Here is a 17,254-nt window from a genome sequence, read left to right on the forward strand (position 1 = left end):
TTGGAATACTAATATTTTATTTAATTTTTGGTTTTACTTTTTGCATATTCCCTTAAAATAAATCTTATTAAATCCTCAACTGAAACTGCATTTCCACTTTTAACCTCTTCCTCTAAAATTGAATAGATTTTTCCAGGTAATTTTACATCCACATCACTTACAGGATTTTCTTCATTCTTTTTTATGAAGTCATTTATAGCCTCCCGAATGGCATCTGAAATTGTGTCATATTTACCACGGTTAACTATATCCTGAAGTTTTTTTACCAGATCTTCGGAAACCCTAATTGTGATTCTGTAAGGAACAGCCATTGTGTAGATTAAATTAAGCCATAATATAAAGTTTTCCTAATTCCATGAATGGATTCTTAAAATGTTAATTTAATTTTCACAATAATTTTTTAATAATTAAAAATTAAAAAATATAATTAAATAAAAATAATTATCATACAATGTATTATTTAATAAAATATGGATATGATGGAAAAAAATTTTGCGGCTTTCAGAGAAATAATGGGGAAAATAGCGTGGAAAACACCATAATTAACGTATTAAAATCGCATAATATTTCGGATAACATGGAAAGTGCGGCAAGAACAGACAAATATGTATCCGCGGCGGGCAATGTTTTTCTCATAGAATCCAAAATTGATATAATTAAAATTTTAAAAATTTTAAATTCGCAGATAAAAGACATGTATTTTTACCAGTATGCAGGACTCAGTGAATATTTTAATCCCAGATACTGCACATTAAAAAAATATTCATACGTATTGGATGGGGACTATGATATTGAAAAATTTATGGTAATGCTAAGAAAATTTGAGGGCACACATGATTTTAGAAATTTCTCCAGAAAAGACTACAGAAACACTGTAAGAACAATAAAAAAAATAGATTACTACCAGCACAATGGTTTTTTTATCATTAATTTTTATGCCAGGAGTTTTATATGGCACCAGATCAGGGCGATAATGGGTTTTGCGATGAGATACTATGAAATGGATTTGGATCCATTTGCATTTAAAATCAACAGCGTTTTTCTCGCAAGCCCTGAAAGATTAATTTTAATGGACATATTTTATGAAAATATAACATTTAGTGATTTCAATTCATCCTATCTGGATGGAAAGATTAGGAAAAAGTTAACAGATATAAACGTAAATAGAGTGATATATTCCAGAATTCTTTATAAATTCCAATAAAGAAAATGAAAAATAATATTATATATAAAAATGCCCTTAAGTAATAATGGAAACTGAGAAATTATTTTTAAAAGATTCATACTTAAAAGAATGCGACAGTAAGGCCGTTACTGTTGAGTTTACTGATCTGACAGTGGATAAAACAGTTTTTTATCCCACATCATATGGCCAGCAGAATGACAAGGGAGAAATAGAAATAGAGGGAAAGAAATATTCCATAGTGGATGTCTGGGAGGATGGACAGCTGGTGCACCTTATTTCACTAGATACATATCCACAAAATCTTGATGGAGTAAATATACATCAAAGCATAGACTGGAATATAAGATATAACCACATGAGGTACAGAACTGCATTATTTATTATAGGTGGCCTGGCCTTTAAATTTTATAATGCAAAATCACGCATCAGCCAGACCTATGAAAACTATGCATGGATAGATATATACATAGATAATATAAAGCAGGACATAATTGACAGGCTTATTGATGAAACAAATAGGATAATTAAGCAAAATCTTCCGGTTGAAATTAAGTATGCAGACAATAATGAGTTTTCAATAGATAAACAAATGTTTGGATTCTCAACAGGAAGTATTCCTCAGGATGAAAAGTTGCGTGTGGTTAATATATCCGGACTTCCATTGCAGGCTGATTATGGCCTGCATGTCAAGTCAACTGGAGAAATAGGGACCGTGGAATTTAAGACTTCAATGGTTAAGGGAAAACTTGACAAAAGGCTCACAATAACATTGAAATAATTATTAATTATATTTATTTGGATATAAATGGATGAAATAACAATAATAGACAGAATTAACAGGGCCTTTGCCTGGATAGGCATAGTGATAGCCTTTGGATTCTTTCTTTTTCTTATGCCTCAAACATTTTTAAGTGCACATTCAATAAGCCACATATCACCTGCTTACTATTACCTCTATGGAAGGGTGAGCACAATAGATGTTTATATTATTCTTATAATATCCATTATACTCATATTTGCATCTCTCTCCACGATTTTTTTAAAGTTAAATATATCATCGAGCTTTGATGCAGACATTAATAAAAATTTCTACATATTTTTTTCAGTTTACATCATGATTTTAATGTTTTCTTCGCTTATAATAGAAACCATATACCCAAAAATTTCAAGTTCTGCAGTTTATAAATACAGTTTTGGAGTCCAGAATTTTATATTTTCAGTAAGCTCTGTTTTTCAAATCATATTTCTTGAAATAATACCGGTTTCCATTATTTTAATTATTTATATGATAATATCAAAAAAATTAAGTGTTAATTCATTTTTATTTCCGTATAAAAACGTGAAACCCTTAATTCCTGTAATCATGATAATTGCTGCAGGTATTTCGGTATTTATTACCAATTATAATATATATGAAACAACTCTAATATATATTAATACACTCATACTTACCTATATTTATTTGAGATTTGGCATGCTCAGGGCATTGCTGGTAAGCTTTACCTCATCAGGACTGGAACTGGCAGAATCGTTTTTTGGTTCCAACAATGTGATTTCTTATATAATTGCCTTTTTCCTCCTGATATGGGCATTTCTTGGTCTGTATAGCATAACCATGCTGTATGCAAAAACCATTGAGGAAAGGAATAAAAAAATGGCAGAGGAAAATTCCAGGAACGGTAATGATAAGAATATTGATGCGGAAAATAACACCATCAATAATATTAATGAAAATCCGCAGAATGCGGAAATATTAAGAAGGCTTAATTCAATGAATCCTGAAAAACTATGGGTAAGGAGTGCGTGCAGCAACTGTGGCGGTGTTGAATTTAAAATAAATGATGATTTTTCACTTGAATGTGTTAAATGCGGCAATGTAATTCCTGCTGATGCGGATGGTCCATATAACATAGTGATAAATCAGTACGGAAATGTCAAAAGATAACTTTTTTAAATACTATAAATGTTTTTATATTTATTTGAATTTATGAATGGATTATTATGGTAACTAAACCAGCAAGAATGTATTCAAAAATTTCCGGTCCAGCATACACGAGAAAAGAGTTTATGGGTGGGGTTCCATATCCCAAGATAACAACATTTGTGCAGGGAAACCAGAAAAAGGACTTTGATATAGAAATGCAGCTAATTGCAGATGAGGCATGCCAGATAAGGCATACAGCCCTTGAGGCTGCAAGGATATCGGTAAACAGAAAGCTTTTGGATGCTGTTGGTGCATCCGGATATTTCCTCCATATAAGACCATACCCACATCAGGTCATAAGAGAGCATAAAATGGCCACAGGTGCTGGTGCAGATAGGATATCAAGCGGTATGAGGCTTGCCTTTGGAAGGCCAGTTGGTACTGCCGCAAGGGTTCACCCTGGAGAGATAATTATGGTTGCAAGGGTTGATGCTGCAAATGCAAAATTATTAAAGGAGGCTTTAAAAAAGGCTTCCATAAAGCTGCCCACACCATGCCATGTTGTTATTACCAAGGGCAAGGAGCTCTCAGGTAAACTTGGCATATAAATAATTCAAAATTTTTGGCATTAATTTTTATAATAATTTACATTATAAAGATAAAAATCATATTTTTATTTCAATGGCCAAGGATAGGCATTGTGTAAAAATTTATTTAATATTTTTATTTAGAATTGCTTTTTCCCTGCTTGCAATAAAATCCTGTATAAGCTTGGCGGCAAGCATTGAGGTGTTTCCATTGTCATACAGTGGTGTCATTTCATTAATATCAAAACCTATAATTTTATCTGAAATTGATGTTAATATCGACCTCACATCCACTGAGGAAAGACCGTATGGTTCAGGTGTTCCCACGCCTGGTGCATATGCAGGGTCTATGCCATCCATATCTATTGAGAAATAAACACTATCAGATATGCTGTTTTTAATTTCGCTTATAACATTTGATATTCCAGATTCGCGCACCTCATTTGCTGTTATAAATCTTACATTTTTATAGTCAGGCGATGTGATTTCCTCAAGCGAGGTGGATCTTGTACCGACAGAAATTATTTTATTTGGGCCCAGTATTTCAAGGGCACGCCTTGTTACACATGCATGATTATATTTATTATCAAAATAGGAGTCACGAAAATCTGAATGCGCATCAATTATTACCATTGATACATCCTTAAGATTCCTTAGTGCACCAACGGTAATTGAATGTTCACCGCCAATCATTACAGGTATTTTTCTATCATTAAAAATAATTCTTGTTACATCCTCAACCTCACTAAGTACATAGGAAACATCCTCGTAAACAGGAAGGTCCCCAAGGTCAGAGATTTTACACTGTGTTAAATCTATACCATAATTTGGCTCAAACGATTCAAGGTTATCATATGCAATTCTTATGGAATTCGGTGCAAGTCTAGAACCACGTCTGTAGCTTGATGTATTATCAAAGGGAACCCCAAAAATAACATATTTTGAATCCTCGTAATTTTCTATTGCATCTGCAATTTTAAGATGAGAAAAATGGTTGCTCAATTCTGCAGCATGATTTTTCTCTTTCCCATTGCCTCCCAATATGGCACCTCCATTCCTGGTTTTACCTTATCAATGTCCTCAGGATCAAGCGGTATAATAAAGGTCTCGAATGTTTCTGTGTCCATAAGCTGTGCCTCATTATTTGTTATCGATAGCACCTGCGCGTTCTTCTTGACAATTATTGGAACCTTTACCTTATGCTTAACCGGATAAACTACACTGTGTTTTTGTCCATCAAAAACGCCAATTGCAACAATTCGCCCTTTAGCCTCACCATGCTTTCCTGGCTTAGACATTGTAATATCAACTATTCTGCAGGGTGAATCATCAATTAACATGTATCTTCCTACTTTTAATTCACGTACTTCAGCTTCAGTCCAACTCATAATTAATCACAGGTTAATATTTTAAGCCTTTATATATTTTTATATTTTACTTTTGAATATAAAAACTGATTTTTGTTATATTTAAAGCCCATAAAAAATTTATAAATAATTAAGCCTTGCAAATTTTTCTGGATCAAATCCGGGTATATTCCCATCATGTTTTAAAATCCTGCCATTGACAATGACAAACCTAACATTTTCAGGTGTCGCAGAAAATATGATATTATTAATTGCGTTATTTTCATTGGATGGGATCATATTAACTGCACGCCCATCGATTATTATTAAATCTGCAAGATATCCGGGCTTTAATATGCCTATATTTTCACCAAGGGCCTTACCAGCATTTCTGGTAGCCATATCAAGTATCTGTTGCGATTTAACAGTGTCTGCATTCCATCTATCATTATTAATCATCAGAGATGAAAATTTCATTTCCTCAAACATATTCAATGAATTATTGCTTCCTGAACTGTCTGTTCCAAGGGATATATTTACATTATTGGCAATCATTTCAGGTACAGGCATTGTACCACCGGATGCGAGCTTTGCATTGCTTACTGCATTCCATGATACCTTTGTTCCACTTTTTGCCAGCATTTTAATTTCATTTAATGTTACCCAAACCGTGTGGGCTGCTATAACATTATCGTCAAGAAAGTTTATTTTATAAAGATGCTCCACAGGCCTTTCCCCATTTTTTTTAACAAAATCATAAACTTCCTGCCGGGTTTCTGAAAGATGTGTATGAATTTTTACCCCATATTTTTTTGATATGTCCTTTACGCGGTAATAATTTTCATCAGATGATACATAAATCCCCTGAACGCCTATTAGTGGCTTTACGGTGTCTGCGTGGGTTTGCTTAATAAAATTTTCTGCATTATTTACAGGTTCCCCCTTCTGCGTTGTAAATTCCCTGTCGAGTGTTGCCCATGCAAGATAGGCCCTTATTCCTGTTTTTTTAACAGCACTTTCTATGATGTCCTCTGAGTAATATAAATCAAGGAATGAGGTTATGCCACCATTAATCATTTCATATATTCCAAGCAATGATGAGTTAAATATCCCATCGTCTGTCCTTTTTGAATCAAGTTCCGATGTTTTATTTAGAAACTCATTAAGTTCCATATCATCAAGTAGCCCCTTAAATCCTGTCATGGCTACATGTGTATGGGTGTTAATAAACCCCGGCAAAACCAGTTTATCTGTTGCATCTATAATACTATCGAAATTCCCACTGGGCATTTCTTTTCCAACATATGTTATTAAATTTCCATTTATTGCTATATTTCCTTTGAATATTTTTCGTTCGTCGTCCTGTGTTATTATTATACCATTTTTAATGAGTATATCCATGACAGTCTATATTAAAATATATTATAATTTTTAGCCTCTAACCTTTACTGCCATACCCTCATTAAGATTAATCATGGCGCTTGCTGGCATTAATGCCGTTCCCACACCACGTATTTCATTGTTATGAACAAGGACAACCTCATCATATGGTTTTATATCATCGGTTGCATTATTTATCCCCATAGAATAAACGTATGATGTGGGTTTAAAATCTTCTATGCTTACAATGAACTTATTGGCATTTAAAAAAAATGGTGCAGAATTTTTTGTAATTGTGAATTTACCTGACTGCTGATTAAAAACAAAATAAACCTTACCGTTGTTTACAAGCATATCCTGGTGAAAATTATTGACAAGTTTAAGATTTTTAACATAATCATATATCCAGCCACCAAACTGATATTTTAATACAGAGATATAATCATTGAATACATTTCCCCTTGTTTCTGATGTCTTTGTTATTTTTTCCAGTTCAATATAAAGTCTATCGAGATTAGAATCATCTGTTACCCTTCCATTTATTACAGTTGAATTTTCTGGCAGAATGTCCGAGATAAAATTAAGGTCATCTGGGTAATATCCAATTATGTAATCATATTGATTTTTTTTAAGATAATTTTTTAATAGGTTTTTCATCATTAATTTCTCATCCTCATACCATAAACCTATAACAGGTATATCATAAAACCTTGCAGGATAACTGTTTTCAAGTTCTCTTGGGACAAGCCCAACCGGTGAGGTTACAATTAATTCGTGCAAATATTTTCTAAATTTTGATATTTTCTGTATGATTTTTTGATGGGTTTTTGATAATGAGTATGGTTTTTTTGCAGAGCATGGCAATATTAATGCTATATTTCTACCAGCAGGTTTTTCATAATTTTCTATATTATTTCTGTATCTAACTATATCTGGCCTTGTCAGTGATTCAATACTGTTGGCCTTAATATATGGTGTTATCGTGGGAAATATATTTTCCATATTTTTATAATATTTTTCGTCCATTATCCTTAGCAATTCAAGGGCAAGACTTGATATTTGAATTTTTTCAACAACCTCCCTTAATGTTCCATCCCGTATTGAATCAAATAATGATTCAAGCATACTTTTAACAAATACAATGTTATCTTTCAAAGGATCATAATCAACCCTGGACTTTCCTGTCATTGAATATTTTATTCCATCAAGACTCTCCATTCTAATGTAGATGTCGTCAAAAATATTAATTCCCATGTAAACCAAAACAGGTATTAAATATGGATCTGACACGCCCTGAAGGTATATTAATTTGCTGTAACCATATTTCTCCCTTAAATTGATTATATAATCAGCAAACTTCGAAGGCCTCTGAAGAAGTTCTATTCCGTTTATGGCTGTTATTATATTGCCGGTAACTATTTCAGAAGATTTTTCAAGAAATGAGGGATAGTATATTTTTTTATCCATTCTTTCCCCAAGTACCTCAATGTAATCTGAATTGGATTTAAATTCATCAGATGTGGTCTCAATAAGTGCGGGAAATTTAATATCTTTGTAAAATCCTGCATGTGCAAATCCGAAAATATAATGATTATCCTCTATTTTTTTAGGCATGCACACCTATTAAAATAAATTATATAATCTTTTTAAAAAATTATTTTGTTGTTATCCTTACAACATTGCTGCCTCGGATAACAACCTTTCCAATTTTTCTCTGGGTCTCTCCATTTTCTTCAGCGTCGTCCAGTGTCATGTTCATGTATTCATCATAACCTGTCAGAATACCCTCAAGTGTTCTGTTGTCTTTTAGCAATAGCGATACCTTTTTGTTCAGACTCTCCTCAAGCATTTTCATTGGTAATAGTGCCATAATTTTTCACCTCAATTATACTCATCTTCATCATTAAATTGATCATTATGATCCATCATAACCTGTATCAGTCCGCTAAGGACCTCCTTTAAGCTTTCAAGCTCCTTCCTCATGTCAGTGACCTCTTTCGTTAACTCCTGCATATTTTTTACCTTCTCAACTTCTTTCACAATTATCACCACTTATATTTATATTTCCATAATCACTGGCTATCTTTCTTGTTTCTATTCTCTGGCAGTTGGTACAGTAAAGCACATTATTTTTCAATATAAGTTCATTGCGGCATATCAGGCATCTTGTTTTTAAAACTCCAAGATCGGTATTAAAAATTGTAACATAAATGGGTTTAACAGATGTTACCTTTGCCCTAACTATGTCTCCAAGGGAGATTATATGTGTATATCCGGATTTGCCCTGCACAGGAAGCATTAATTTTGCCTCATGATCCACTGGGTGCAATTTCCCCCCCTCGTTAATAGCATAAAGCTGTATAATTGCGTCCTTACCATTTATTTTTATAACCTTGCCATACACAATGCTTCCAACGCCAATGGGTGTCTTTTTATTACTGCCAACAACCGATATTGTAAGGTTTTTGTCATCCCTAACTATTCTCCCCAGCTTGGTAGCAACAATGTTGCCATCGTATGGTTCTGTGTTCTTCCCGGGGAGGTATTCCTCCTCTTTAGCTATGATGTCTCCGGGAAGTGCTATATCTGAATCAACCATTATTCATTCCTCCAGCTTATATTTATTTTATATTTTATATGTTAGGCTTAAGTTGCTTCTTAAATGACCATGAATAGATATTGGCTAAACATTTTTAAATATCTATATTTAGCATTGGTTCACCAAGCCCATATATAGAATTTAATAAGTATATAAATAGGTTTTGATGAAGTATATGCCATAATGTTTAACAAAAAATTTATTCAGTCTTTTATGTTATTATTTCTTAATTTTAACATATCATTAATGGCCGGAAGCGGTATAGATATTCATTAGAATTCATTCTATCAAAACTTTAAGTGATGATTTGTATTTATACCTGCTTAGATTATAAAAAATCATAAACAATTATATACCTGAAATAATGAATTAACATGCACAAGTTCGTGAGAAACAGATTTAACTATTTTTATATTTTTCACGGATATTATATATCCTAGCCTTCTTGCATTTTTAATTATTTCTTCTGGTCTTTTTATTTTTTCTCTCCTTTCCAAAAAATGCATGGATAGTAATGTGCCCTTATGGCTATGGATTAAAGCCTGCGCTAAAAATTTTGGTGATTCAAAATTTCCCATTATTATATAATCGGCACTCACATCAGGACATTTTGCCCGGGAATCACCTAAAAATATTTCAGGTTCATAAATAATACGATTCAGTTTTAGATTTCTCTTAAAATATTCTATTGAATCGGGATTAATATCACATGCAATCAATCTCTTTGGATTGCCGTATTTGAGTACAGGCATTGAAAAATAACCAATGCCACAGAACATATCAATAACAGTTTTATCTTTAAAATCAATTTTGCCCATCTCTGTTCTTATATTTATGTTTCCAGGTGAAAACATTACTTTTGCCGGGTTTAATGCATATTTAACACCATTTTCAACTATAATGGTATCCTCATTCTTCCCGCATAAAAATTTAATTGAGGGTATTCGCATTTTCCCCTTAATCTTACCGGTAAAAATATAGGCGTTTTTTGCATGATATGCATTGCAGTATACCTCTGCAATTCTTTTATTCACACGTTGATTTTTATTAAAAATAATTGAATCACCAAGTTTTATAAATTTAGGGGTATTGTTAACCCTTAAACCCAGGTTTGACCTTATAATATTCTCAGGTGTATTCTTTAATTTAAAATCGTGCTTAATGCAATTGCCTGTATCCTTCTTTACTGGTATATAGACAAACTGCTCATCATGATCTATAATGCATTCATCTAAAATGAGATTAACAGACCTTAATTTTTTTATAATTTTGCCAGCGCTGTTTTTATCAACTTTTATACACCATTCTTTCATTAAAAACAGTATTATATTTAAAATAAAATACTATTACATTGAAATCACATAGTTCTAATATTTTTTAGTAATATTGAAAATATGTTGCTTAATCAAAAAATGGTTACGGTGCATGGAGACTCACTGAAGGGCAATTACCTAAATGATGATATCGATAGAGATGTTCTGGTATTTTATCCGGATAAAATTGTTGATGGCGCACCACTTTTAATAGAACTTGCAGGGTTAAACGGCACGCCTAAACTACACAACCGTTTTTCAGAAATATTAAACTCACTATATAAAAAAAATTTGCTTGGAAATTCAATAATAATTAACCCAAATTTTTCAACAAAATATCATGTAAATCAGTATATAAATTCACCTGCAGTTGGTAATTACGAGGATTTTATAATTAATGACCTTATACCACAGATTTCTGATATGTTTCACACAGGGAAGGTGGCACTTTTTGGAAAATCATCAGGTGGTTTTGGTGCATATACACTTGCTGTGAGGCATCCTGACATAATAAGCGGATTTGCGAATCATTTTGGTGACAGCTGTTTTGAATATGTTTACATTCCAGATATACCAATTGCATTTAAGGAATTAAGAAATAAAAAACTTAATGAATACATAAAAGAGGTAAGTTTAAAAGATGATTTAACCGATAATGATATTAGAACATTAAATATTATTGGAATGTCGGCATTTTATTCATATAATGAAAATACAGATTTAAAACTTGAACTACCATTTGATCTGGAAACTGGAGGATTTAACAATGATGTATGGCAGAGGTGGCTAAAATTCGATCCATCCAAGAATGTTGATAATTATATATCAGAGTTAAAAAAGCTGGATGCGATTTATCTGGACGTTGGAATCAAGGATGAGTACAGCCTATTTATAGGTATGAATGTTCTGCATAAAAAAATGGAGAAATATGGTGTAAATCATATCTTTGAAGAATTTAATGGAGGACATTTTGGAAACAGCAAGAGGTATGAAAAATCATTACCTTATCTTGTTAACAGATTGTCATTATGATTAATAATACAGTAATTGTAAATTATATTGTAAGATATAAAAAAGGGATATAAATGAACATAAGACTGGGCACAAGAAAAAGTAAACTTGCAATGATTCAGGCTGAAATGGTGAAAAATCAGCTTGAGGCTCTAGGGCATGATGTTGAAATTTTTGGTTACACATCAAAGGGTGACCTAAATACAGATACACCGCTCTATAGAAGCTCAACTACAGGTGTTTTCGTTGATGAGCTTAACAATTTAATACTTGATGGTAAAATCGATATTGCGGTTCACAGCGCCAAGGATATACCATCCATAATAGACCCAAATCTTGAAATAAGTGGTGTCCTAAGAAGAGATGATTACCATGATATATTCATATCAAAACTACCGCTGGAATCCATGCCATGTGGATCAGTTATCGGAACATCAAGTATGCGGAGAATAAAGGAAATACAGGCAGTTAAGGGCTGTTTATCAATAAAAGACATAAGAGGCAATATAGATACAAGGATTAAAAAGTACAGAAACGGTGATTATGATGGCATTATTATTGCAAAGGCCGCCTATGATCGCCTAGGACTTAATGAGAATTATTTTATGCTAAGTGAGGATAAATTTGTGCCTGCTGCAAATCAGGGAATTATAGCAGTTGTATCAAAGAAGGACTCTGTATTTTCTGATATAATCAGGGAAATAAACGATGGGGAAACATATAATAATTTTTTAATAGAAAGGGATATAGTCAGGAATTTAAATTTGGGGTGCTCAATACCGGCAGGAATCCTATCAAAGAATGGCAAGATATTTATGAGGTTCTATTCATTAAGAAATTCTGATTACAGGGATTTTTTTTACATTAACAATAACATAGGATATAATGAAATCAGGGAGGTGCTAAAAGAATATGGTTACGCGTAAATTCATAATTACGACACGCCCGGAGAACAAGGTTGTTAATTATAATACAAAAAACATTGATGTAATTAATATACCCTTAACTGAAATGCATCCAATTTTACCTGATTATAGTACTGCTGAGAGGATAAAAAAGATGCCCCCAGATGTGGTGGTATTAACAAGCTCCTTTGGGGCGGATGTTTTTTTTAAATATTATATGATCTATTTCAAGATTGATCCAGTATTCATTGCCATTGGTAACAGCACCGCAGCGGAAATAAGAAATAAAGGTTTCAATCCCATTATTCCTGAAGAAAGGGATTCATATGGTATTATTAATCTTTTAAAAAATTACAGGGACAAATATATAGGCCTCTTTAGAAGCACGGCATCAAATAAAATAATTTACAATTTCTTAAGAGAAAACCATTATAATTTCTCCGAATTTTTTATATATTCACTGAGAATAATTGAGAATAATATTGCTTCCTACTGCGGGATGGAAAACTGTGATGGCATAGTATTAACCTCATCGCTAGAGGCAGAAATTTTTTTAAAAGTTTGCCCGAACCCAAAAATTAAAATTTATCCAATAGGAAAGGTAACGGATGATACATTAAAAAAACATGGAATAAAAACATGCACAACTGGAATTGAATCAGATATAAAGGAAATAATAAATTACATAGACTCAAAAAAACTGGAATAGAATAGCGGGGAATGGATTTGAACCATTGATCTACGGGTTATGAGCCCGTCGGGATCTCCTGACTACCCCACCCCGCTTTGTTACATTATTTCAGCAAGGAATATAAACTTTAATAATTTTAATTAAAATGATTCTTCCATCTTTCTGAATTTTAATTCACCCGCATTTTTTTCAAGATATGAGTAAACAGTTTTGTGCTTTCTACCCTGAAGGAGCATATTTATTGCTTCCCTGCTGTACTGAATTGATATGTAATCACCTATTATTGAAACAGTGTTGCCCATTACAGAAATATAGGTTCCTGTGAGGGTTTCTATTATATCCCTGGTTCTGCCCTCCCTGCCTATAATTCTCCCCTTAAGTTCTGTTGCCCTTTTTGTATTTCCATTTGTAAACTCTTTTATTGAAATAACCATGAACTGCATATTTTCCTCAAAGAGTATCATTGCCTTTTCTGGATTAAATCCGCGGGCTATGGCCTGAACAACATTAAATGCCAGAAGTGCCTTAAGCGGGTCCTTTTTTTGATATACAGTTACAGTATTATTTTCGCTGTCTATAAATATTTTCACATCTCCCATTTGTTCTATTTGATTTCTTACCGAACCATTCTTGCCAATTATGACGGCAACTCTATTTTCAGGGACTTTTATACTCCCTGCCTCAATCATTAACATCACCTGTTATGTAATTAAATAAATATTCATCATCACATTTAACATTTTTCCTTGAAAAAAAGTTATTTATATTCTTTATATCCCTTCTCAAAAATTCCAGGGCCATTGGGTGCTTCACAGATACTGACTGCCCAACATCAATGATGTAAGGATTGTTTCTGTAAAATAGAATGTTATACTCGCTTAAATCTGCGTGCACAAGATGCGCATCTTTATACATTTTCCGCATGAATGTTTTTATTTTTTCATAAAGTGCATTAAAATCTGTTTCTATATTTTTTATTTGCTTTGCAGGTTCTGTTCTTGTACCTATATATGATATAAGTAGTGCGTTTTTATAATAGCCATATGGAATAGGCACTTTTATCCCTGATTTTTTCATATCCTTTAAATTTGTATACTCCTTTTGTGCCCATATATATACTAAATTGGTTCTGTTTATTCGCTCTTTTTCAAATCTATAATCGCCTTTTATATAATCCATGGTATTTGAAAACTTTAATGTTGACATTTTGTATATTTTTAATGCATATGATTTTTTATTCATGCCAACTACCTTAAATATTAAAGATTCCTTGCCACTGGATATTGGGAAATCAACATAATCTATTGAATATTTCTTAATAAGATAGTATACAGCATTTAATGTTCTTCTATCAAATACCAATCCGTATGTTTTTCTATCCAGGTTTAACCTGTTAGAAAACTCGTCGTTATCTATTAACTGTTCAAGTGCAGATTTATCGCTCATTGAATACATCTATTATTTCAGGAAGCATCCTATTTCTGCTTAAATATGCAGCCTGTGTTCTTGTATATCTATAAACTATGTCCCCCTTTTCGTTTTGGAAATCCCAGGGTTTTACAATAACAAGATCTCCCTCACGAATCCACATCCTTTTCTTCATTTTTCCAGGTATTCTGCAATTTCTTGAAAGCCCATCCTCACACATTACTGTTAATCTTGATGCCCCTGAAAGTTTCTCAACAATTCCGTATATTTCCCCTTTTTTCTTATTCGGCGTAATTACCCTTGTTATATTTTCATCATTATTCTCTTCATCATTCATATATAAATACATAATTGGTTACATCAATATAAATATAATCAATTTTAACAATGGTAGAAACCAGAATTTTGTATTTATAGTAATCTATTTTAATTGCATAATTTTTATTCATTTTTAAAAAATTTAGTCAAATAATCGATATGCATTAAGAAAAATTTATATATAAATGCTATATGTTCTCACATGGCTGAGTCAAAAGCTGAAGAAAATGTCATAGCAAATAGTATGAAGCAGGATAAAAGATTAAGGAAAGCTTTAAATACATGGGATTTGTATTTCCTTAGTCTTGGTGGTATTATAGGTTCCGGATGGTTGTTTGCAGCCGCCGCCTCTGCGGGTACCACAGGCCCTGCAGCAACATTATCATGGCTGATAGGTGGAATACTTGTCTTATTTATTGCACTGGTTTATGCGGAACTTGGTTCAATGATACCGCGTACAGGTGCAATTAGCAGGTATGGCCATTATTCCCATGGTGGGGTTGCAGGTTTGTTCTTTGGATGGACCTATTTTCTGTCTGCAGTATCAGTTCCAACCATAGAGGCTGAGGCAGTAATAACATATGCAAGTTCCTATATACCAAGCCTAGCATACAGCGCCCCAAACCCACTTAATCCATCCGCAACGGTTACATTATTAAGTGGCCTTGGCATAGTTCTTGCCGCAATATTGATAATTGGTTTCTTTGGTCTTAATTATGCAGGGGTAAAATTAATGGGAAAGACAAATACAGGAATGACATGGTGGAAATTAATAATACCAACAGTAACCATAATTATGCTTGGATTTCTGGTATTCCATTCCTCCAATTTCACCAATCCTGCACTGGGTGGATTTTTACCAACAGGGAACACATCATTAATATTTGAGGCAGTTTCAACTGATGGTATAGTTTTCTCATTCCTTGGTTTCAGGCAGGCCCTTGACTATGGCGGTGAGGCAAAAACACCACAGAGGTCAATACCAATAGCCACAGTATTCTCAGTTTTAACAGGGATACTTGTATATGTGCTTTTACAGGTCGTATTTATAGGTGCGGTTAACCCATCAGATCTGGCAAATGCCGGTGGATGGTTTGGACTTGTGGCCAATCACCCGACTGCATATGCCAAGGCCGTATCTGCAGCACCATTTGCATTCCTTGCAAAATCAAGTGGAATACTTGCACTTGTAATACTTACATACATACTTTATGCTGATGCTTACGTTTCACCTGCAGGAACATTAAACGTTTACGCCGGCACATCCACAAGAACATTATTTGGCCTTGCTGAAAACGGATACTTTCCGGCCGCATTATCAAGGGTAAGCAAAAAAACAAGGGTGCCAATAATACCAATTATAGTTTCAGTAATAATAGGGTTAATATTTTTAGCACCTTTCCCCAGCTGGTATGCCCTTGTTGGTTTAATCACAGGTGCCACAGCATTTACATACATAGTGGGCGGATCGGCCCTGATGGTATTTAGAAGGGAGGCAGATGAACTTAAAAGGCCATTTAAATTACCATATGCAAAGGTTCTGGCACCAATAGCCTTCATAGGTGCAACACTTATAGTTTACTGGTCTGGCTGGCCAACGGTTGGAATACTTTCCATAGGAATATTCCTTGGCATAGCTGTTTATCTGGTTATGCTGGCAACGAAAAAGGTTGTAAATGTATTCACAAAAGAGAATATAAAGGCAGGATACTGGGTACCATTATACATACTTGTACTTGACGCACTGTCATACCTTGGCGAGGCTGATTATGGAGGGACCAACACATTCCCGTATCCATATGACTTTATTATAGTGATACTTGTTGCAATAATATTCTATCTGCTATCAGTACATTCTGGATATAAGACCGAGGAAATTTCAGACATAATAGAATCAGGCACACAGTACATACAGGAAGAGGAGGAAACAACATCAGGCGGAGCAAAATAAATTTTTTATTATTTTATAATAAATTTTAATATAAAATAGTAGCAACTTTATTTTTATGATAATTTTATACCTTAATATTCATGATTAATATTATTGAAAAAATAAATCATTGAAACCAACGGATAATTTTTATTATTTTTTAATTTTTAGAATAATTAATCAAAATATATTAAAATATATATTTATCTTTGCTTTATAATCACATTTTTAATCTTAAAATATCTGGCAATGGCATCCCTCATTAATTTTACATTTCTGCTCTCCTTTCCTATAGCCCTTCCGATATTTTCAGGTGCAATTGACACAAACACATTGGTTGCATTATCCTTCCAGATCAGATCTATTTCCTTGACATCGTACCTAAAAAACAGGTTATGCACAAATGTAAGAAGGTCTGGAGAATATTCGGCCATGAGTATTCTTTTATTTATTTTATCCTTTAGGTCTGTTATAATTTTTTCATGTTTTTTAAATATCTCTGCCAGCTTTCGCTCCCCAACTACGAATAATACCATCTCCTCATTTTCAAGGCATTCATAAACATTTGTTTTTGTGTAGCTTTCAAATAGCTTAATATAACCAAGCGTTGTATTATCAAGAGTTATTTCATTCATA

21 protein-coding genes and 1 tRNA gene are annotated in these 17,254 nt (G+C 33.2%); 8 read left to right on the forward strand and 14 right to left on the reverse strand.

All coding sequences use genetic code 11. The features are described from left to right. Positions 1-20: 20 nt before the first annotated feature. Positions 21-311: a ribbon-helix-helix domain-containing protein gene (locus QXW15_RS00400; protein WP_055032538.1), complete on the reverse strand. Its 291-nt coding sequence runs from the start codon at positions 309-311 to the stop codon at positions 21-23. A gap of 140 nt (positions 312-451) precedes the next feature. Here QXW15_RS00400 and QXW15_RS00405 point away from each other — a divergent pair, with 140 nt between their 5' ends. The 4 genes from QXW15_RS00405 to QXW15_RS00420 are packed head-to-tail and all read left to right on the forward strand — an operon-like array spanning position 452 to position 3,718. After that, positions 452-1,204 (forward strand): tRNA pseudouridine(38-40) synthase TruA, encoded by a 753-nt coding sequence (locus QXW15_RS00405; protein WP_342789684.1) that lies wholly within the window; start codon positions 452-454, stop codon positions 1,202-1,204. A gap of 46 nt (positions 1,205-1,250) precedes the next feature. Further along, complete coding sequence (locus QXW15_RS00410; RefSeq protein ID WP_048101718.1) at positions 1,251-1,964, forward strand: alanyl-tRNA editing protein; 714 nt, start codon at positions 1,251-1,253, stop codon at positions 1,962-1,964. A 27-nt stretch (positions 1,965-1,991) separates the two neighbouring features. Then, positions 1,992-3,131: a hypothetical protein gene (locus QXW15_RS00415; RefSeq protein ID WP_287961316.1), complete on the forward strand. Its 1,140-nt coding sequence runs from the start codon at positions 1,992-1,994 to the stop codon at positions 3,129-3,131. Between the two features lie 56 nt (positions 3,132-3,187). Next, positions 3,188-3,718 carry a 50S ribosomal protein L16 gene (locus tag QXW15_RS00420; RefSeq protein WP_048101720.1) on the forward strand — a complete coding sequence of 177 codons (531 nt, stop codon included), beginning with the start codon at positions 3,188-3,190 and terminating at the stop codon, positions 3,716-3,718. Positions 3,719-3,820: 102 nt separating this feature from the next. On the opposite strand, the gene speB is transcribed toward QXW15_RS00420, so the two are convergent. From speB to QXW15_RS00460, 8 genes are all read right to left on the reverse strand, one after another. After that, positions 3,821-4,738, reverse strand: a complete 918-nt coding sequence (gene speB, locus QXW15_RS00425) for an agmatinase (RefSeq protein ID WP_052656770.1) — start codon at positions 4,736-4,738, stop codon at positions 3,821-3,823. After that, entirely contained in the window at positions 4,696-5,085 is a 390-nt protein-coding gene (locus tag QXW15_RS00430; protein WP_048101721.1) for a translation initiation factor IF-5A, read from the reverse strand. Before QXW15_RS00430 ends, speB begins: the two co-directional genes overlap by 43 nt. A gap of 99 nt (positions 5,086-5,184) precedes the next feature. Then, positions 5,185-6,444 (reverse strand): amidohydrolase family protein, encoded by a 1,260-nt coding sequence (locus QXW15_RS00435; protein ID WP_048101722.1) that lies wholly within the window; start codon positions 6,442-6,444, stop codon positions 5,185-5,187. Positions 6,445-6,474: 30 nt separating this feature from the next. Continuing rightward, positions 6,475-8,037: a DUF5591 domain-containing protein gene (locus QXW15_RS00440; RefSeq protein WP_342789692.1), complete on the reverse strand. Its 1,563-nt coding sequence runs from the start codon at positions 8,035-8,037 to the stop codon at positions 6,475-6,477. A 40-nt stretch (positions 8,038-8,077) separates the two neighbouring features. Beyond that, complete coding sequence (locus QXW15_RS00445; RefSeq protein ID WP_048101724.1) at positions 8,078-8,293, reverse strand: LSM domain-containing protein; 216 nt, start codon at positions 8,291-8,293, stop codon at positions 8,078-8,080. Between the two features lie 11 nt (positions 8,294-8,304). Next, entirely contained in the window at positions 8,305-8,436 is a 132-nt protein-coding gene (locus tag QXW15_RS00450; protein ID WP_255350864.1) for a hypothetical protein, read from the reverse strand. A 13-nt stretch (positions 8,437-8,449) separates the two neighbouring features. Beyond that, entirely contained in the window at positions 8,450-9,022 is a 573-nt protein-coding gene (locus QXW15_RS00455) for an exosome complex RNA-binding protein Csl4 (RefSeq protein ID WP_048101725.1), read from the reverse strand. Between the two features lie 338 nt (positions 9,023-9,360). Further along, the gene (locus QXW15_RS00460; protein ID WP_342789696.1) at positions 9,361-10,335 is read right to left on the reverse strand and encodes a methyltransferase; all 975 of its coding nucleotides are present in this window, start codon (positions 10,333-10,335) and stop codon (positions 9,361-9,363) included. Positions 10,336-10,416: 81 nt separating this feature from the next. On the opposite strand from QXW15_RS00460, the gene QXW15_RS00465 reads away from it, so the two are divergent. From QXW15_RS00465 to QXW15_RS00475, 3 genes are read left to right on the forward strand one after another with little or no spacing between them, the layout of a single operon-like run. After that, on the forward strand, positions 10,417-11,367 hold the full coding sequence (locus QXW15_RS00465; protein ID WP_342789698.1) for an alpha/beta hydrolase-fold protein: 951 nt from the start codon (positions 10,417-10,419) through the stop codon (positions 11,365-11,367). A 53-nt stretch (positions 11,368-11,420) separates the two neighbouring features. Then, positions 11,421-12,272 (forward strand): hydroxymethylbilane synthase, encoded by an 852-nt coding sequence (gene hemC, locus QXW15_RS00470; protein WP_048101728.1) that lies wholly within the window; start codon positions 11,421-11,423, stop codon positions 12,270-12,272. Beyond that, positions 12,259-12,960: a uroporphyrinogen-III synthase gene (locus QXW15_RS00475; RefSeq protein ID WP_048101729.1), complete on the forward strand. Its 702-nt coding sequence runs from the start codon at positions 12,259-12,261 to the stop codon at positions 12,958-12,960. Before hemC ends, QXW15_RS00475 begins: the two co-directional genes overlap by 14 nt. A 2-nt stretch (positions 12,961-12,962) precedes the next feature. Here the strand turns inward: QXW15_RS00475 and QXW15_RS00480 are convergent. From QXW15_RS00480 to eif1A, 4 genes are all read right to left on the reverse strand, one after another. Continuing rightward, positions 12,963-13,037 (reverse strand) — tRNA-Met (locus QXW15_RS00480). A 45-nt stretch (positions 13,038-13,082) separates the two neighbouring features. Further along, the gene (locus tag QXW15_RS00485; RefSeq protein ID WP_048101730.1) at positions 13,083-13,631 is read right to left on the reverse strand and encodes a pre-rRNA-processing protein PNO1; all 549 of its coding nucleotides are present in this window, start codon (positions 13,629-13,631) and stop codon (positions 13,083-13,085) included. Then, positions 13,624-14,388, reverse strand: a complete 765-nt coding sequence (locus tag QXW15_RS00490) for a serine protein kinase RIO (protein WP_231563424.1) — start codon at positions 14,386-14,388, stop codon at positions 13,624-13,626. Before QXW15_RS00490 ends, QXW15_RS00485 begins: the two co-directional genes overlap by 8 nt. Beyond that, positions 14,378-14,707, reverse strand: coding sequence for a translation initiation factor eIF-1A (gene eif1A / locus QXW15_RS00495; protein ID WP_048101847.1), 330 nt, complete (start codon positions 14,705-14,707; stop codon positions 14,378-14,380). Before eif1A ends, QXW15_RS00490 begins: the two co-directional genes overlap by 11 nt. Positions 14,708-14,890: 183 nt before the next feature. On the opposite strand from eif1A, the gene QXW15_RS00500 reads away from it, so the two are divergent. Continuing rightward, on the forward strand, positions 14,891-16,639 hold the full coding sequence (locus QXW15_RS00500) for an APC family permease (protein WP_054964417.1): 1,749 nt from the start codon (positions 14,891-14,893) through the stop codon (positions 16,637-16,639). A gap of 182 nt (positions 16,640-16,821) precedes the next feature. Here the strand turns inward: QXW15_RS00500 and QXW15_RS00505 are convergent, their stop codons facing one another. Next, a complete protein-coding gene (locus QXW15_RS00505) occupies positions 16,822-17,253 on the reverse strand; it encodes a NusA-like transcription termination signal-binding factor (RefSeq protein WP_048101732.1) in 432 nt (143 codons plus the stop codon). Between the last annotated feature and the right edge of the window lies 1 nt (position 17,254).

The organism is Acidiplasma sp., from assembly GCF_038728925.1.
In the GTDB taxonomy this organism is placed as follows: domain Archaea; phylum Thermoplasmatota; class Thermoplasmata; order Thermoplasmatales; family Thermoplasmataceae; genus Acidiplasma; species Acidiplasma aeolicum.

What these genes read in the sequence shown, in the direction of transcription:
- QXW15_RS00400 (WP_055032538.1), bottom strand. Translation starts at nt 311, where the DNA reads ATGGCTGTTCCTTACAGAATCACAATTAGGGTTTCCGAAGATCTGGTA.
- QXW15_RS00405 (WP_342789684.1), top strand. Translation starts at nt 452, where the DNA reads ATGTATTATTTAATAAAATATGGATATGATGGAAAAAAATTTTGCGGC.
- QXW15_RS00410 (WP_048101718.1), top strand. Translation starts at nt 1,251, where the DNA reads ATGGAAACTGAGAAATTATTTTTAAAAGATTCATACTTAAAAGAATGC.
- QXW15_RS00415 (WP_287961316.1), top strand. Translation starts at nt 1,992, where the DNA reads ATGGATGAAATAACAATAATAGACAGAATTAACAGGGCCTTTGCCTGG.
- QXW15_RS00420 (WP_048101720.1), top strand. Translation starts at nt 3,188, where the DNA reads ATGGTAACTAAACCAGCAAGAATGTATTCAAAAATTTCCGGTCCAGCA.
- QXW15_RS00430 (WP_048101721.1), bottom strand. Translation starts at nt 5,085, where the DNA reads ATGAGTTGGACTGAAGCTGAAGTACGTGAATTAAAAGTAGGAAGATAC.
- QXW15_RS00435 (WP_048101722.1), bottom strand. Translation starts at nt 6,444, where the DNA reads ATGGATATACTCATTAAAAATGGTATAATAATAACACAGGACGACGAA.
- QXW15_RS00440 (WP_342789692.1), bottom strand. Translation starts at nt 8,037, where the DNA reads ATGCCTAAAAAAATAGAGGATAATCATTATATTTTCGGATTTGCACAT.
- QXW15_RS00445 (WP_048101724.1), bottom strand. Translation starts at nt 8,293, where the DNA reads ATGGCACTATTACCAATGAAAATGCTTGAGGAGAGTCTGAACAAAAAG.
- QXW15_RS00450 (WP_255350864.1), bottom strand. Translation starts at nt 8,436, where the DNA reads ATGCAGGAGTTAACGAAAGAGGTCACTGACATGAGGAAGGAGCTTGAA.
- QXW15_RS00455 (WP_048101725.1), bottom strand. Translation starts at nt 9,022, where the DNA reads ATGGTTGATTCAGATATAGCACTTCCCGGAGACATCATAGCTAAAGAG.
- QXW15_RS00460 (WP_342789696.1), bottom strand. Translation starts at nt 10,335, where the DNA reads ATGAAAGAATGGTGTATAAAAGTTGATAAAAACAGCGCTGGCAAAATT.
- QXW15_RS00465 (WP_342789698.1), top strand. Translation starts at nt 10,417, where the DNA reads ATGTTGCTTAATCAAAAAATGGTTACGGTGCATGGAGACTCACTGAAG.
- hemC (WP_048101728.1), top strand. Translation starts at nt 11,421, where the DNA reads ATGAACATAAGACTGGGCACAAGAAAAAGTAAACTTGCAATGATTCAG.
- QXW15_RS00475 (WP_048101729.1), top strand. Translation starts at nt 12,259, where the DNA reads ATGGTTACGCGTAAATTCATAATTACGACACGCCCGGAGAACAAGGTT.
- QXW15_RS00485 (WP_048101730.1), bottom strand. Translation starts at nt 13,631, where the DNA reads ATGATTGAGGCAGGGAGTATAAAAGTCCCTGAAAATAGAGTTGCCGTC.
- QXW15_RS00490 (WP_231563424.1), bottom strand. Translation starts at nt 14,388, where the DNA reads ATGAGCGATAAATCTGCACTTGAACAGTTAATAGATAACGACGAGTTT.
- eif1A (WP_048101847.1), bottom strand. Translation starts at nt 14,707, where the DNA reads ATGAATGATGAAGAGAATAATGATGAAAATATAACAAGGGTAATTACG.
- QXW15_RS00500 (WP_054964417.1), top strand. Translation starts at nt 14,891, where the DNA reads ATGGCTGAGTCAAAAGCTGAAGAAAATGTCATAGCAAATAGTATGAAG.
- QXW15_RS00505 (WP_048101732.1), bottom strand. Translation starts at nt 17,253, where the DNA reads ATGAATGAAATAACTCTTGATAATACAACGCTTGGTTATATTAAGCTA.